This window comes from Bacillus sp. PAMC28748, from assembly GCF_014250415.1.
GTDB lineage: Bacteria > Bacillota > Bacilli > Bacillales > Bacillaceae > Bacillus > Bacillus licheniformis.
This window is the reverse complement of the sequence record NZ_CP060192.1, coordinates 3,453,646-3,469,037: the sequence shown is the minus strand read 5'-3', so window position 1 is coordinate 3,469,037 and position 15,392 is coordinate 3,453,646. Positions and strand designations below refer to the sequence as shown.

Sequence of the window (15,392 nt, the reverse complement as noted above, 5' to 3'; positions counted from 1 at the left end):
TGTTTCAGAAGATTTTTAGTTCATTTGACCATCAATTGAACAACGGTCTATGGCAATTATATATGAATACAGCTGTTTCTTAGAATATGCCGATGGCAATGACATATTATTGTCATAATTTTCTTTTTAGCCAGCGGCTGATGAATGTGTTAAAAGTTGTTTCCTGTGAGCGGGAGCGGGCTTAAAAATGAGCATGCTGTGATATAATGGTTCCCAACAAGTGTTGAAGAGAAGGAGGCAGAACAGATGGCTGAAAAACGCGAACTCGCCACATTTGCCGGAGGCTGCTTTTGGTGTATGGTCAAGCCTTTTGACGAACAGCCGGGCATTCTAAAAGTCGAATCCGGCTATACCGGCGGCCATACGGAAAATCCGACCTATGAAGAGGTGTGCAGCAATACAACGGGACATAGGGAAGCGGTGCAAATCACATTTGATCCCGATGTCTTTCCATACGAAAAACTGCTGGAACTCTACTGGCAGCAAATCGATCCCACTGACAGCGGAGGACAATTCGCAGACCGCGGAGAGTCTTACCGGACAGCGATTTTTTACCATAATGACAAGCAGCGGAAACTCGCTGAAGAATCGAAGAAAAAGCTCGGAGAAAGCGGCATCTTTAAAGATCCAATCGCGACCGACATTCTGGAGGCCGGGCCATTTTATCCGGCTGAGGAGTATCACCAGGACTATCATAAAAAGCACCCTGAACGCTACACACAGTATCGGATCGGAAGCGGAAGGGAAGGATTTTTACAACAGCATTGGGGGCGAAAGCATGACGAACAATAAAGAAGAACGGCTGAAACAGCTGACCCGGATGCAATATGAAGTAACGCAGAAAAACGGGACGGAGCCTCCATTCCAAAACGAGTACTGGGACCTGCATGAAGACGGGATCTATGTCGATATCGTTTCAGGGAAGCCGCTGTTTTCATCGCTTGACAAATTTGACGCACACTGCGGCTGGCCAAGCTTCACAAAACCGGTCGATGCCGGAGAAATCGAAGAAAAGCTGGACACTTCACACGGCATGATTCGGACTGAGGTGAGAAGCAAGTCTGCCGATTCCCATCTTGGACACGTGTTTCCGGACGGACCCGGACCGGACGGCCTGCGCTATTGCATCAATTCAGCCGCCCTCCGGTTTGTGCCGAAGGACGACCTTGAGAAAGAAGGATACGGCGAATATGTCAAACTGTTTGAACGCAAGAAATCCGGAGAGGAAAGCTGAGGAGAGCAGCATGCAAGATGATCCTTTTTTCAAAGGGTCATCTTTTTTTAGAGGATTTTCTGCTCTGAAAGCGAAAAAACATTACAATAGATCATCTTGAGAAAAGAGGCAGCCGTTGTGACATCCATTTCAAACACAGAAGACCGTTATTTAATGCTGACATGCAGCAAAAAAATTGAATCCCATTATCATATATACACAGATGAGGAGATCCCGCAGATGTTTTCCTCTCATTTTCTGCAGCTGCAGGACGATTTTCCGCTGACAGAGCTGTACTCCCTGCTCGTTCGGACACCCGAAATTTTAAAACGAAATTATGTTCATGTGAAAAGCTCTTATAAGCGGGATCTGCCTTTTACGATGAAAAAGTCGCTCTTTGATCTTGGCTATATTCTTGATGAAGAATTGTTTTATTCCATCAGGCTTGCAGATTGGAAAGGAGATTCCCCTGGTGTACGGGCAGAGTGGGGGACGGAGAAATCGCTCATTGACGGCTGCCGCATGATGCAGGCTTATGATACATTGTCTATCAATGAAGCGTTTGCGAAGGAAAAGCTGCTGCGCAAGTATCCTTTTTATGAGGAAGGCATCATTCAGCTGTGTGTCTGCTACTCGGAAGAAGGCGAACCGATTGGATGTGCTGAGCTTTATCTCGATCACGACGAAAACGTTGCTAAAATCGAAGAAGTCGCCATTTTGGAGCCATACCAGCGGAAAGGCTATGGATCGGGCCTTATCAAGCAGATGCTCACCGCCGCCAAACAATCGGGCATGGAATCGTGCTATCTTGTAACTTCGGGAAGCGATCAGGTGAAAACGTTTTATGAAAAGCTGGGCTTTCAGCAGAAGGAAAAGCTCACGACAATATTTAAATATTTGTTCGTATAAAGTAGGCAGGTGCACATACCAATTGGGACTTGGCCTGCATAGGCTGGGGTGTAGACTTTATACGAAAGGATGATAAGCCTGTGCATTACTCCCATTATTGCTGTCCTACTGGAGGATACGGCTACGGGTTTCACGGAAGAAACACATTTGTACTCATCGTTGTCCTCTTTATTTTGCTCATCATTGTCGGTGCGGCTTTCATTTGCTAGCTAAAAGCCCGACGCCCGGCGCTTGACATGCTCACAAAGCCTTCCATCCGGAAGGTTTTTTTTGTTTTTGTTGTAAAATTTTGCATTCGTATGTAATATGGTCATGAGGTGAAAATATCGGACAAACGGGGGAGAAACTTTGAAATATGCTTGGGTCATAAAAGGGGACTTTTTCAGACTGTGGTCTGGAACTTTTTTATCGCTCTTTAGTTCGATTCTTTTCTATTATTCATTGGTATGGTGGTCCTTATCTGAAACCGGGAGCGCCCTTTCGGGAAGCGTCGTGATCGGCATCGGGCTGACTGTCTCGATTTTGGTATCGCCGTTTACAGGCTGGCTGTCCGACAGGTTTCACAGGGGAAAGCTCATTGCGGCTTCGGATATGATCATTTCAGCTGTATTTTTAATGATCGGATTTTTGGCGCTGTCAGGCATGAATTCGGTTTTTTTGCTGGCCGCTTCAAGGGTGATCGTATCGGCATGTTTGACCGCAATCGAACCCGCTGCAAGATCGCTCTTGCCAGATACATTGAGAAAAGAACAAATTGAAAAAGGAATCGCATTTCAAGAAGTGCTCACACAGCTCATCCAAGTGATTGTTCCGCTTGTCACAGGGGTTCTGTTTTCCTTTTTGCATTTTGGCTGGTTATGGGTGCTGTGCGGAAGCCTTTCCTTCTTGTCGATCTTTTTGGAGTGGAGAATCAAAGATGAAAGGGGCAGCCAAAAGCGTATTCCTTTTACCAATAAACAATTGTTCAGCGGTTTTACAAGCTTGTATCAAAATAAGCCGCTCAAGTATTTGTTGTATGGGACGAGCATACAGCAGCTTGTATTCAGCGGTTTTCCGATATATATCGTCATTTGGACTTCGCTGCTTTTAAAAGATCAGGCCTGGCTGGGCGGCGCTTTCCAATCATTTTGGGCGTGCGGGACGCTGTGTGCGGCGCTTTTCTTGTCCTTTATCGCAAAACCGGAGCACGCAAAAGCAGCTGTGCCTGCTTTAATGCTGATTTTCGGCCTGCTTTTGTCTCCTCTCGGCTGGATTGATCATGTCGTGCTGGGCGCTGTGAATTTGATCGTCATCGGAATGATCAGCGGCGTCGTCAACATCTATATTGAAGGTTACTTGCAAAGGGTAACGGAAGGTGAAAATAGAGGCAGATCGCTGGGCGCTTTCTTTGCGGTCAACAGCTCTTTTATGCCGCTCGGCTATGCTGCCGCAGGGATGTTGTCGGAGGCCGTCAGTCCGGAATATTTATTCCTCATCGTCGCACTGCCCGCGCCGTTCGCTGCGTTTTCAATGATGAGATCATTTTATTTATGGGAAAAACAGACGAAGGAAACGGTCGCTTTGCAGGATGAAACGTCAATATAAACCAGCGCGCCCTGAAAAAAAGGAAGGACATGTCCTTCCTTTTTTTGTTTGCGAAAACGGCGTTTGCTCCGAAATCAACCATTTCCGCGTGAAAAGAGAATGCCGCCTTTTCCCGACTCATATAATGTAAAGAAAAACCTCTCATTGGGGAAGGGGGGATGTTTTCATGTCGTTTTTGATTAAGCCGGATCTGCACGCAAGCTATCCGGTCGTTCAGTATGCAAAAGGAAGCTGGATTGTCGACCATTCCGGAAAGCGTTACCTTGACGGTTGTTCGGGGGCTGTTACCTGCAATCTCGGGCACGGTGTCCAAGAAGTGATTGAGCCTCTCAAAGAGCAGCTTGATGCTGTTTCATTCGTCTACCGTTCGCAGTTTACAAGTGAGCCGGCCGAACAGCTTGCCGAACTCCTGGCTGAATGGCTGCCGGGTGATCTGAATTGGTCTTTCTTTGTCAACAGCGGATCGGAAGCAGTTGAAACCGCCATGAAAATCGCCGTTCAATACTGGCAGGAAAAAGGACAAAACGACAAAACGATTTTCCTTTCAAGATGGAACAGCTATCACGGAATTACAAATGGAGCCCTGTCGCTGTCGGGATTTTATGAGCGCCGCTACAGGTTTACGCACATGCTGCACAAGTATCCCGCCGCTTCAGCGCCAAACTGCTACAGATGCCGGCTTTCTCATCCTGAATGCCAGGAAGCGTGCGTGAAAGAAATCGAGCTCGCCGTTAAAAGGATCGGAAAGCAATTCATCGCGGGCTTCGTTGCCGAACCCGTTATTGGGGCTGCTGGAGCAGCTATTACGGCACCTGCTGGCTATTATAAAAAAGTAAAAGAAATATGCGAAGATAATGAAATTCTCTTTATCGCGGATGAAGTCATGAGCGGGATCGGCCGAACCGGCCGGATGCTGGCGATTGAACATTGGGGTGTGACTCCGGATATTGCCGTACTCGGCAAGGGGCTGAGCGCAGGCTATTCACCGATTGCCGCAGCGGTCATGTCCGACGGCATGATGGAAACGGTCAAAAACGGCTCAGGGGCCATCATGAGCGGGCATACGTACAGCGCAAACCCCTTTTCAGCCCGTGCTGCGCTCGCCGTTCTCCGCTACATCCTGAAGCACGATCTTGTCAAACAAGCCGAGATAAAAGGGGAAAAGCTGAAAAGAATGCTGAAAGAAGTTATGAAACAGTCGAGCATTATTGGCGACGTTAGGGGCAAGGGACTTCTTCTCGGGATTGAATTTGTCGCCGATCAAAAAAGCAAAAAGACATTTCCTTCTTCAATGCCGGTGTCGGCTCTCGTCATTTCCGAAGCGAAAAAAAGAGGACTGCTTCTTTATCCGTCCCAGGCGGGTATTGACGGCGGCGGGGGAGATGCGGTCATCATTGCGCCGCCTCTTACGATATCGGACAAAGAAATGGAAGAGCTCATTGAAATATTTAAACATGCCGTATATGAGATTGAAAAACAAGCGGAAAAGGTGATGCGCGAAAGATGACGATGCCGAACAAACGTATTGCTGTTGAAGATGCCATTGCCGATTTGAAAGACGAAGCGACCGTCATGTTTGGCGGATTTGGGGGAGTCGGTTCACCGCCTTCTTTCATCCGGGCGATTTTGAAAAAAGGCGTAAAAAATTTAACGGTCATATGCAATGATGCAGGATTTCCCGGCATCGGGATCGGCCCATTAATCGTCAATAACCGCGTAAGGCGGCTGATCGCTTCTCATATCGGTTCAAATCCCGTTGCGGGAAAACAAATGACCGACGGTTTTCTCGCCGTTGAATTTTCTCCGCAAGGTACGCTGGCCGAACGAATTCGTGCGGGCGGCACAGGTCTTGGCGGCATTTTGACCGATATCGGGATCGATAATGACATGGTGCGCCAAGGAAAGAATATCGTTTCATTAAACGGACGCGCATACCTTGCCGAGGAAGCCTTGAGTGCGGAATACGCTTTCATTTATGGAAAAACCGCCGATGAATTCGGCAATATCATCTACGACAAAACGGCTCGCAACATGAACCCGCTTATGGCGATGGCTGCTGATCGGACATTTGCCGAGGTCGAGCGGATCGTTCCCATTGGAGAGCTCGATGAAGAAGAAATTGTAACACCCGGTGTTTTTGTCGAAGGTGTAGCTGAAACGGAAGGGGTGAACTGGAAATGGGTTTGGGAGTCATAGAGCGGGAGAGAATCGCGAAACGGGCGGCCCGCGAAATCAAAAGCGGAATGATTGTCAATCTGGGCATTGGCATTCCGTCTTTAGTTCCCAACTTTTTAGACCCGGGCACTTCCGTAATGATCCAATCTGAAAACGGGCTTCTCGGCATCGGCGGATCGCCTGAAAAAGGAAAGGAAGATGAGAATCTTTGCAATGCGGCAGGCTGGCCTGTCACCGTAGTAAAAGGCGCTTCTTATTTTGATTCAGCTCTGTCGTTCGGCATGATCAGAAAGGGTGCGATTGATGTCACCATTCTTGGTTCTCTGCAGGTCAGCCAGTCAGGAGATCTGGCCAACTGGATCGTCCCAGGCAAAAAGGTTCCTGGAATGGGAGGGGCGATGGAGCTTGCCCAAAAGGCGAAAAAAGTCATTGTCGTGATGAGCCATACCGATAAAAACGGTGCACCCAAACTTGTCGCTGACTGTACTCTGCCGCTGACAGCAAAAGGCTGCGTCGACATGGTAATTACAGAAAAAGCCGTGATCACCATTGACAGCGGCGGTTTTGTATTACAAGAGCTGATGAATGAAGAGGATCTTGATGATGTGCTGCGGCTGACGGAGGGAAAGATCCGGATCGACGGGCCGCTTTCGTAAGAGGAGGAATTGGATGGAGAACATAGAGAGAAAAGTGTGCGATTGGATCGATTCGCATGAGCAAAAAGCGATTCGCCTTTTGAAAAAACTCGTCGGAGAAAAAAGCACGATGGGCCGAGAATTTAACGCCCAGGCCGTCGTCCTGGAGAAATTGAGGCAATTCGAAGCTGAAATCGATGTCTGGGAGCCAAGCATAAAGCAGTTGGAACAGCATCCGCTGTTTAAATCAGACAGAACAAGCTTTAAAGAAAGCCCGAATATTGCGGCTGTTAAAAAAGGAAAGGGCGGCGGGAAATCGCTGATCTTAAACGGACACATCGATGTCGTGCCTGAAGGAAACAGAAAAGACTGGGAGACGGAGCCTTTTCAGCCGGTTGTGAAGCAGGGGCGGATATACGGCCGAGGCACAACTGACATGAAAGGCGGCAATACCGCTCTTTTAATCGCGATGGAAGCGCTGGAGCAATGCGGGGTTCAACTAAAAGGAGACCTTATTTTTCAAAGTGTCGTAGACGAGGAGTGTGGCGGAGCCGGGACGCTTGCGGCCGTAATGAGGGGCTACAAAGCGGACGGCGCTTTGATTCCCGAGCCGACAAATATGAAAATGTTTATTAAACAGCAGGGCTCAATGTGGTTCAGAATCACGGTCAAAGGGCTTTCTGCGCACGGCGGCACAAGATATGAAGGCGTCAGCGCCATCGAAAAAAGCATGCTTGTCATTCAATCGCTCCGCCAGCTTGAACAGGTCAGGAATAAGAGAATAACAGATTCTTTGTATGACAATATCCCGATTCCGGTCCCGATCAACATCGGCACGATCAACGGAGGCGCCTGGCCTTCGTCGGTTGCCGACACGGTGACACTGGAAGGAAGGTGCGGAATCGCTCCGAACGAATCCCCTGAAGCCGTCCAGTCCGAGCTTGAAAACTGGCTCAACGATCTTCAGTACCATGATGAATGGTTTAAGCACTATCCTGTTGATATAGAATGGTTCGGCGCCATGTGGCTTCCTAACGATTTGGCTGAAGACCATGAACTGACGAAAGTGCTGAAATCCGCCTATCAAACCATCACGGCAGAGGCTCCGCTCATCGAAGCTTCCCCGTGGGCGACAGACGGCGGAATATTGTCGCACGCCGGAGGCACCCCTGTCATCGTCTTCGGGCCGGGAGAAACGAAAATGGCCCACCAGGCAAACGAATACATTGAAAAAGACGCCCTGATCCAGTCAGCCAAGATCATCAGCCTGTTTATTATGAATTGGTGTGATTATGAAAGGTGAAAAGATCAGCCGTTTCGGAGGTTAAATCATGGTGAAAAAATGGAGCAATGACAGCTGCACGCTTGAAGCGGATGTCGACTTGTTCAGCAAAAGGATCAGAATTGTCAATTATGAAGGCAATGTGTGTTCATTTTTTCCCGACATACTGAAAGAAGCAAAAAAACATGATATAGGGAAAATTATCATTTTCACCAAAACGACTGACAGAGACGCATTGCTTGAGCGGACGTTTGAACCGGAAGGGAAAATCGACGGATACTTTAACGGGCATGATGCTGACGTGTTCGTAAAATATGTAAAAGAAGACAGGCGAAAAACCGCTGACTGGCTTATGCAGGATCAAATGCTGGCAGAGCTGTTCAGCACACCCCGCATCGCCGAGATCCAAAACGCTTCCTTTAAAATCAGGCGGGCCGTCTCTGTTGATGCGCCTGTTCTCGCCGACCTCTACAACAGCGTCTTTCCTGTATATCCCGCACCTGTTTCAGATTCGGCATATCTCAAGGAAGCGATGGGAAAGGGGGCTGTTTACTACCTCGCTTTTGACGGCGAAAAAGTCATTGCATCAGCAGGCGCAGACGTTAATCCCGCTTTGGGGAATGCGGAAATAACCGACTGCGCCGTCCTGCCGGAATACAGGGGCTTTTCATTGACGAGGCGGTTGATTGCCGAGCTTGAAACCGACTTGAAGCAATCGGGCATCTTTTGCGTTTTTTCAATCGCAAGAGCGGCTTCTTTCGGAATGAACGCCAGTCTTTATCATTTATCATACTCATACAGGGGCCGGCTTTTGAACAACTGCCTCATTTATAGAAGCATTGAGAATATGAACATCTGGTGCAAAAATTTAAGCCGGTCTTAAAAAGTGGTCTTCCGCGGGTTTTACATTTGAAGAGACACTTTTCATGCCGGTCACATAACCTGAAAAGTATAGGGAAAATGCTGATAGGGGGATGGAAGATGGAAAACGGTCTGTTTAAGCCGAAAAGGCACTGGAAGGATATTGAGCTTTGGAAAGATGTTCCCGAGGAAAAATGGAACGACTGGATATGGCAGCTGACCAACACCGTCAGAACGCTTGAAGATTTGAAAAAAGTCGTCAATCTTACGAAAGAGGAAGAAGAAGGGGTGCGAATCTCCACAAAGACGATCCCTTTAAATATCACGCCGTATTACGCCTCACTGATGAATCCGGATGATCCGCGCTGTCCGATCAGAATGCAGTCGGTGCCGCTCGCAGAAGAAATGCACAAAACAAAATACGACCTTGAAGATCCCCTTCATGAGGATGAAGATTCGCCTGTCCCCGGCTTAACCCACCGCTATCCGGACCGGGTTTTGTTTCTCGTCACTAATCAATGCTCGATGTATTGCAGATACTGTACAAGGCGGCGTTTTTCCGGGCAAATCGGCATGGGCGTGCCGAAAAAGCAGCTCGATCAGGCGATCGGCTATATTCGGGATACGCCTGATGTCAGGGATGTGCTGATATCAGGCGGGGACGGCCTCCTCATTAACGACCAGATCCTTGAATATATTTTGAAAAACCTCCGCGCCATTCCGCACGTGGAAATCATTCGGATCGGCACAAGGGCCCCAGTCGTCTTCCCGCAGCGGATTACCGACAAGCTATGCAGCATTTTGAAAAAGTATCATCCCGTCTGGCTGAATACGCATTTCAACACGAGCATTGAAATCACGAAGGAAGCGAAGGAAGCCTGTGAGAAGCTGGTCAATGCCGGGGTGCCGGTCGGCAATCAAGCCGTTATTTTGGCAGGCATTAATGACAGCGTTTCCATTATGAAAAAGCTGATGCATGATTTGGTGAAAATCAGAGTCCGTCCGTATTATATTTATCAATGCGACTTGTCTGAAGGAATCGGCCATTTCCGAGCGCCTGTATCAAAGGGGCTTGAAATCATTGAAGGCTTGCGCGGCCACACGAGCGGCTATGCAGTGCCGACCTTTGTCGTTGACGCGCCGGGCGGAGGCGGGAAAATCGCCATCCAGCCGAATTACTTGATTTCGCAAAGCCCCGATAAAGTCGTGCTCCGCAATTTTGAAGGCGTCATTACGTCGTATCCTGAGCCTGAAAACTATGTTCCGGGGAGAGCGGACGACTATTTTGCCGAAATCTTCCCTGATGTGATGAAGGAAAAAGAGGAGATCGGCATATCGGCAATCTATGCGGATCAAGCTCTTTCATACACACCGGACGGCTTAAAACGGCTCGAGAGAAGAGAAAGCTATTCCAAGAGGCCTGATCATGAAACATTGAAAAGCCGCCGGGCAAAGCGCGATGAATTGAAAGAAAAGAAATTCCTTGCCCAGCAAAAGAAAGAAGGCGAAGCTGAGGGGCATGCGCAATGAAGAAGTGTGAATGGTGCAATGAAGAAAAAGCCGCGGCAGCCCGCACGGCGGTATATTGGGAGCTTCCCGACGGGACGAAAGCGATTGAAATCACCGACACACCTGCGGTGGAATGCGAAGGGTGCGGGATGGTCTATCAGGAGGACAGTGTCACCTGGGAAATTGAAAATCAGCTGCTCTTGATTGATACAAAAAAACTGCCATCGTCCGTTTCATATGATGCGCTGATGAAAACAGAGCGCATACTGAAGCGGAATTACTTTGACTTTTCCTCATGAAGCCGGCTTTTGCCGGTTTTTTTGCGTGTTTCAACGGGTTTTTTGTTTGTATTTTTTCAGACGGCCTGTATAATAGAACATCAAAAGAGGACAGGAGGGGAGACCGTGAAGTCTTTTTACCATTATTTAATGAAATACCGCCATCCGAAACCGAAGGACGCGATCAGCGAATTCGCGAACCATGCTTACCTTGATCACGGATTTCCCAAGGCATCAACTCATTACGATGAAATCAGCTCTTACCTTGAGCTTAATGGGGATTATTTATCGTCAATGACGACATTTGATGAGGCTTGGGAACGATATATTTCGGAAACAAAGCGATAAAAAAACCGCAGTTGTTCAGAACTGCGGTTTTTTTGCGTTCGTTCGAGCCGACTGGGCTTTTCGGAAAACTCATCGGGCCTTGTAGCCTTAGCCCATGCGAATTGACAGCACTCAGCATACGATAAGCGTAACACGGAAGCTTCAAGGCAAGGGGGAATCCAAATGAAGTCAAACGCGCCTAAATTCAAAGTCGGGGATGTGGTCGTCGTCGTGATGTACGGGACGGTCGGAACGATTACAAAAGTTCATAAAATCGATAAGCATTTTTTGTATGAAGTCAATCATAATGAAGTGCTTTATTTCGAGACTTCTCTTCAACTTTACAAAGATTATGACGGGGTCATTGTCGATACGGAAAAGCTTGACATCGAATATGAATTTTTAATCGGAGATGTCGTCTATGTAAAAGATTACGGCAAAGAATTGTTTAAAATCACCGGGCACAGAACGGAAATTTGGAGATATGTGGAGGATGGCTGGGAAGATATCATTTACGAGCTGACCCGTTTGAAAGACGGAGAATGGCTTGAAACTGAAGAAGAAGATTTAACGCTCGTGCTTAGAACCTACGAAATGGACCAGTTCGTCCATCAGCTTCTGTTTGTTCATTATGTCGGCGAAGCCGGACAAGAGCTTGATGAACCGATATCTGAAAAAGTGTTTTTGCCATTTTCTGGTGATTCCGAGGAGCAGGATCATGAGCGCAATATGGCAGTTACTGTCGTGGATGAACTGCTTGATATCTACAATGACTATAAAGTATTGTATGAAATGTTTCAGGATGCGGAATATAAAGATATGATGGAGTTTGTGTTAAGCAGCCTGAAAGAATATTTCAAATGATAAACAACAAATATAAGAAATAAGGAAAACAGCCGAACACAATAAGAGCGAACATGGCTTTCAAGACCTTCCCCAATACCAGGTCAAACCCTTCTCCGTCAAGTGCTTCAAGCGTTTTTTGGATCATTTTCTTTTCCCCTTCCGGCTTTTGTCTTGTTACGACATGTATATGAAAGAGGACAAACATTATGACAAACCGGTTATAAAACCGAATGCCAGCTCATACATCAGAATAAGGAGGCGATCACAATGAAAGAAATTGAACTGATGATAGATACAGAAGAAATCGCTGATTTTTTTTATCTAGAGCTGACAAGAAGAGGCTACATACCGAACGAGGACGAACTGTTCGAAATTGCCGATATCACCTTTGATTATCTGATTGCAAAATGTATGATAGATGAGCATATAGAGGATTGAAAATGGAGACCGGGGCGGACCTGCTCCGGTTTTTCCTATATTATTTGCCCGGCAGGGGAGCCGGGTGTAAAATGTTTAAAAACAATGTCAAGGAGGCACTGACTTTTCTAATGTATAAAGCACTATTTTCAGCAGCTGTCTTTGTCATCATGGCCATTCTTATCCGCATCCCGGCGGTTCAATCATTTGATGTGAGCGTGATACAGGCTCTCGAGTCTGTCAGACATCCGGTTCTCACAGCGGTTTTTAAAGCGCTGACAGAGCTGGGGTCAAGCGGCTTCATGCTGCCGCTGATGCTTGCTTTAACCCTGGTTCTCGCCGTCTATAAAAAAGCAGCGGCATCACTGTATCTTTATTTGCTGTTTTTTGTTGAAAGAACGGCCAATGAAGCCTTAAAAGGCTGGATTGCCAGAGAGCGGCCCGCGATAAACCCGCTCGTGCACGAACCGTCATACAGCTTTCCGAGCGGCCATTCGATGAATGCGGCGAGCATGTATCCGTTTATCGCATTTCTCCTTTTGCTCTGCATTCCTTTTTTTCAAAAACACAGTCGCGCGGTTTACGTGTGGACGGGCCTTCTCGTCGGACTCATCGGAATCAGCCGCATGTATCTCGGCGTTCATTACATGACTGATGTTATCTCAGGTTTTTCGCTCGGTCTCGCGCTGTTTTTCATCTTCAAAAAAATTGGCGAAAAGTACCCGCTTGTTCGACAAAAGTAGTCAAAGGGATTGAGCCCCGAAGCGCCAATTTTATAAAAAAAGGAGGGATCTGTATTGCCGTTAATGTTTCAACTGTTTAAAAAAAAGCTGATACCTTATGATGTGACGATTTTTCAAACGCCTTGCTTTGGTGAAGATAAGGGATACGAGATGGTTTACAGAACGGAAATAAACGGCAGAACCCATGAAGATGTGCTGGAACGGACGTTTTCCACTTTCAATGTTTATGACACGGTGCCGAATGATTATAAGGCGAGATTTCTTGCAACTGGCGACATCGTTTTAATCGATGAAGGAAGAAAGGGAAAAACCTATTATAAACTGCTGTCTACGGGGTGGAGCAAAATCAACCGCATTTTGCTGCAGTCTTCGTAAGAAGTGAAAAACTGCGGAAGCGCTGTCCGCAGTTTTTTTATGTTGTATTTTTTCTTTTTCTGGCGCTGTATTCCTTTTCATGCGCATCCTCTGCCGCGATGACGTCCTTTGTCGGGATGTGGTTGTTTTTTTTCAATCCGGTGACTCTGTTTCGCTGTTTTTTGCCCATCATTTATGACCTCCTTCCTAAAAAATAGGATGACTAAACGCCCCGTTATTTATCCAGGAGAAAGCTGTCTTTAATCTGTCATACTAATCGCGGCCGGATAGACATACGGCTGCTCCGGCTCGCTGATCTCCTTCCATCGCTTCGTGCGGATGATCGGGATGACAGAGCCGTTATAAGACGCTTTGCCAAGCGTTCCTTCCAATTCAATCCATGTGTCAGGCTGCAATTGCTCAGCACCGTTCCATTCGGCGAGAAATCCGATCAGGCTGGCGTCTGCGATGCAGTGCGTGATCATAAATCGGGACAGCACGAGCTGGCGTGCGCTCAGCCCCGCTTCCTTATGGACGAAGCCTTTGACCGTGATCTCCTTTCCAATATAGTGATCAAGATTGCTTGTCACTTCATCATAATAGTCTGCAAACATGTCGTCATTCATGACAATCCGCTTTTCCTGTTTAAACTGATCCATCTTCCTGTCATACGCCGACTTCGTCATCGCTGAATCGGCGAGTCCTTGCTGAATCTCCGGTGTCATGACATGTTCCTTTTCGCCTTCAGTTTGAGGGGCGATCTCCGTTTTGGTGAGCATCGTCCCTTTATTGGCGGCGACAGACGAATTCAGTACAGCCGGGGAAAGGGTGAATCCGGTGATGAGGGGAAGAGCGATGACGGCATAATGCATCAGCCTGATGAAAAAGGGCTTTGACTCGCCATGATCATGCCCGCAGCCGCAATCCCCAGCGCGGTCATCCTTCACCGTCCAGATCCTGGTCAGCTGAATGATGAACAGAAACGCGAACACACCTGCGGCGATGAGGCTGGTGTAATCGTATTTAGGATTAATCAGCTTATCAATTTCCCCTGTGTAATGGAGCTTGAAAATAAAGACGGAAAAGGCAGCCAGCACAAGTGCGCGCAAAAATTGCCGAAGCTGAAAAACCATTGGTAAAACCTCCTTTCTACAGCAAACTGACAACTTTGATACAAACAAAGACAACAACGGTGATCAGGACAGACAAACAAATGACGAACTTCGGCTTAAACGCATGCAGCATCATGACCGTATTTTTTAAGTCGAGCATCGGCCCGTAAACGAGAAAAGCAAGGATGGATGAGGAAGGAAACAAATTGGTGAAGGAAGCGCCGATAAATGCATCCGCTTCAGAGCACAGCGATAAAAAGTAAGCCAGCCCCATCATGACCAATGCCGAGTCAAGCATGCCCCCTCCGAACACAAACAGCGATTTTAACGGGAGGTATGTTTGCACAAGCGCTGCAACTAAAGCGCCGATAATCAGAAACCTCCCCATATCAAAGAATTCGTCAACAGCATGTTTCAGCATATCAAAGAGCTTTTCCGAAAAAGGGGATGGTCTGCCGGAATGGGCGCAGTGTGCAGCTGTCTGCCGGCTTTCCGTTTTCAGCTGGCTCGAGCGGAACATCATGCTGATCGCAAAAGCGATGATGACCGCTGCGGCAAAACCGACGGCAACCCTTAAAACGGCCATTCGCAAGTCATTGCCAAAAGCCATATAAGTGGATAAGACGACAATCGGATTGATCAGCGGACCTGTCAACAGAAAGCCGACGCCTGCATAGATGGGAACGCCTTTTGACACGAGTCTTCTCACGATCGGGACAATCCCGCATTCGCAAGCCGGAAAACAAGCGCCGAGTAAACAGCTGACAATCACTCCTGAAAACCTGTTTTTCGGAAAAAGGGAGCGAATATGCTCTTCAGTCACAAAGATCTGGATGAAACCGGCGATTAATACTCCGATTAACACAAAGGGAAGGGCTTCGATTAAAATGCTGATGAAAATCGTATTCAGCTGCAGAACGGAAGCCGGAATCTGGAAGGGGAGGCCTGAGGCGAGCGACCCGCCGGCTGACACAAGGCATATCAGAACACCGATGACAACAAGCCCGGTAAAGTCGATTAAATAACTGTTAAGTGAACGAAACATCGCTTTTCCTCCATCCTGAAATAGCTAATCGTAATGATTCTTTTTTAAAGGTATGCCTGTCCTTTTTTAAACATGACAAGAAAAAGAATGATGCCGAATCGG

Annotated in this window: 21 protein-coding genes; 17 read left to right on the top strand and 4 right to left on the bottom strand. The window is 47.4% G+C overall.

Translation table 11 applies throughout. The features are described from left to right. Positions 1-246: 246 nt before the first annotated feature. From msrA to H7F26_RS17700, 14 genes are all read left to right on the top strand, one after another. Positions 247-792, top strand: a complete 546-nt coding sequence (gene msrA, locus H7F26_RS17765; RefSeq protein ID WP_003182781.1) for a peptide-methionine (S)-S-oxide reductase MsrA — start codon at positions 247-249, stop codon at positions 790-792. Further along, positions 779-1,234 (top strand): peptide-methionine (R)-S-oxide reductase MsrB, encoded by a 456-nt coding sequence (gene msrB / locus H7F26_RS17760; protein ID WP_003182780.1) that lies wholly within the window; start codon positions 779-781, stop codon positions 1,232-1,234. The genes msrA and msrB overlap by 14 nt, the downstream gene beginning before the upstream one ends. Positions 1,235-1,351: 117 nt before the next feature. After that, positions 1,352-2,122: a GNAT family N-acetyltransferase gene (locus H7F26_RS17755; RefSeq protein WP_009328051.1), complete on the top strand. Its 771-nt coding sequence runs from the start codon at positions 1,352-1,354 to the stop codon at positions 2,120-2,122. A gap of 80 nt (positions 2,123-2,202) precedes the next feature. After that, the gene (locus H7F26_RS17750) at positions 2,203-2,331 is read left to right on the top strand and encodes a YjcZ family sporulation protein (protein WP_003182774.1); all 129 of its coding nucleotides are present in this window, start codon (positions 2,203-2,205) and stop codon (positions 2,329-2,331) included. A 139-nt stretch (positions 2,332-2,470) separates the two neighbouring features. Continuing rightward, positions 2,471-3,706 carry an MFS transporter gene (locus H7F26_RS17745; RefSeq protein WP_017474529.1) on the top strand — a complete coding sequence of 412 codons (1,236 nt, stop codon included), beginning with the start codon at positions 2,471-2,473 and terminating at the stop codon, positions 3,704-3,706. Between the two features lie 166 nt (positions 3,707-3,872). Then, positions 3,873-5,213 carry an aspartate aminotransferase family protein gene (locus H7F26_RS17740; RefSeq protein ID WP_003182770.1) on the top strand — a complete coding sequence of 447 codons (1,341 nt, stop codon included), beginning with the start codon at positions 3,873-3,875 and terminating at the stop codon, positions 5,211-5,213. Then, positions 5,210-5,902, top strand: coding sequence for a CoA transferase subunit A (locus tag H7F26_RS17735; RefSeq protein WP_003182769.1), 693 nt, complete (start codon positions 5,210-5,212; stop codon positions 5,900-5,902). Before H7F26_RS17740 ends, H7F26_RS17735 begins: the two co-directional genes overlap by 4 nt. Beyond that, on the top strand, positions 5,884-6,537 hold the full coding sequence (locus H7F26_RS17730) for a 3-oxoacid CoA-transferase subunit B (RefSeq protein ID WP_003182767.1): 654 nt from the start codon (positions 5,884-5,886) through the stop codon (positions 6,535-6,537). Before H7F26_RS17735 ends, H7F26_RS17730 begins: the two co-directional genes overlap by 19 nt. Positions 6,538-6,550: 13 nt before the next feature. Next, positions 6,551-7,819 carry a peptidase gene (locus H7F26_RS17725; protein ID WP_003182765.1) on the top strand — a complete coding sequence of 423 codons (1,269 nt, stop codon included), beginning with the start codon at positions 6,551-6,553 and terminating at the stop codon, positions 7,817-7,819. Positions 7,820-7,847: 28 nt separating this feature from the next. Beyond that, on the top strand, positions 7,848-8,681 hold the full coding sequence (gene ablB / locus H7F26_RS17720; protein ID WP_003182763.1) for a putative beta-lysine N-acetyltransferase: 834 nt from the start codon (positions 7,848-7,850) through the stop codon (positions 8,679-8,681). A 98-nt stretch (positions 8,682-8,779) separates the two neighbouring features. Next, positions 8,780-10,189 carry a lysine 2,3-aminomutase gene (gene ablA, locus H7F26_RS17715; protein ID WP_003182762.1) on the top strand — a complete coding sequence of 470 codons (1,410 nt, stop codon included), beginning with the start codon at positions 8,780-8,782 and terminating at the stop codon, positions 10,187-10,189. Beyond that, on the top strand, positions 10,186-10,467 hold the full coding sequence (locus tag H7F26_RS17710; RefSeq protein ID WP_003182761.1) for a YokU family protein: 282 nt from the start codon (positions 10,186-10,188) through the stop codon (positions 10,465-10,467). The genes ablA and H7F26_RS17710 overlap by 4 nt, the downstream gene beginning before the upstream one ends. Positions 10,468-10,572: 105 nt before the next feature. Further along, positions 10,573-10,794: a YozE family protein gene (locus H7F26_RS17705; RefSeq protein WP_003182759.1), complete on the top strand. Its 222-nt coding sequence runs from the start codon at positions 10,573-10,575 to the stop codon at positions 10,792-10,794. Between the two features lie 162 nt (positions 10,795-10,956). After that, the gene (locus H7F26_RS17700) at positions 10,957-11,637 is read left to right on the top strand and encodes a hypothetical protein (protein ID WP_003182758.1); all 681 of its coding nucleotides are present in this window, start codon (positions 10,957-10,959) and stop codon (positions 11,635-11,637) included. Here the strand turns inward: H7F26_RS17700 and H7F26_RS22080 are convergent. After that, positions 11,630-11,764 (bottom strand): hypothetical protein, encoded by a 135-nt coding sequence (locus tag H7F26_RS22080; protein WP_003182756.1) that lies wholly within the window; start codon positions 11,762-11,764, stop codon positions 11,630-11,632. The genes H7F26_RS17700 and H7F26_RS22080 overlap by 8 nt on opposite strands. 122 nt (positions 11,765-11,886) lie before the next feature. On the opposite strand from H7F26_RS22080, the gene H7F26_RS17695 reads away from it, so the two are divergent. The 3 genes from H7F26_RS17695 (at position 11,887) to H7F26_RS17685 (ending at position 13,154) form a co-directional block, all read left to right on the top strand. Then, a complete protein-coding gene (locus tag H7F26_RS17695) occupies positions 11,887-12,057 on the top strand; it encodes a YozD family protein (RefSeq protein ID WP_003182754.1) in 171 nt (56 codons plus the stop codon). A 110-nt stretch (positions 12,058-12,167) separates the two neighbouring features. Then, positions 12,168-12,779 carry a phosphatase PAP2 family protein gene (locus H7F26_RS17690; RefSeq protein ID WP_025804732.1) on the top strand — a complete coding sequence of 204 codons (612 nt, stop codon included), beginning with the start codon at positions 12,168-12,170 and terminating at the stop codon, positions 12,777-12,779. A gap of 63 nt (positions 12,780-12,842) precedes the next feature. Beyond that, positions 12,843-13,154, top strand: a complete 312-nt coding sequence (locus H7F26_RS17685) for a YodL domain-containing protein (protein WP_031314648.1) — start codon at positions 12,843-12,845, stop codon at positions 13,152-13,154. 37 nt (positions 13,155-13,191) lie between these two features. Here the strand turns inward: H7F26_RS17685 and H7F26_RS17680 are convergent, their stop codons facing one another. The 3 genes from H7F26_RS17680 to H7F26_RS17670 all read right to left on the bottom strand — a co-directional run bounded on the left by H7F26_RS17680 (position 13,192) and on the right by H7F26_RS17670 (position 15,290). After that, on the bottom strand, positions 13,192-13,323 hold the full coding sequence (locus tag H7F26_RS17680) for a hypothetical protein (protein WP_011198055.1): 132 nt from the start codon (positions 13,321-13,323) through the stop codon (positions 13,192-13,194). A gap of 70 nt (positions 13,324-13,393) precedes the next feature. Continuing rightward, the gene (locus H7F26_RS17675) at positions 13,394-14,266 is read right to left on the bottom strand and encodes a TIGR03943 family putative permease subunit (RefSeq protein WP_003182745.1); all 873 of its coding nucleotides are present in this window, start codon (positions 14,264-14,266) and stop codon (positions 13,394-13,396) included. Between the two features lie 16 nt (positions 14,267-14,282). After that, positions 14,283-15,290: a permease gene (locus H7F26_RS17670; protein WP_003182744.1), complete on the bottom strand. Its 1,008-nt coding sequence runs from the start codon at positions 15,288-15,290 to the stop codon at positions 14,283-14,285. Positions 15,291-15,392: the final 102 nt, after the last annotated feature.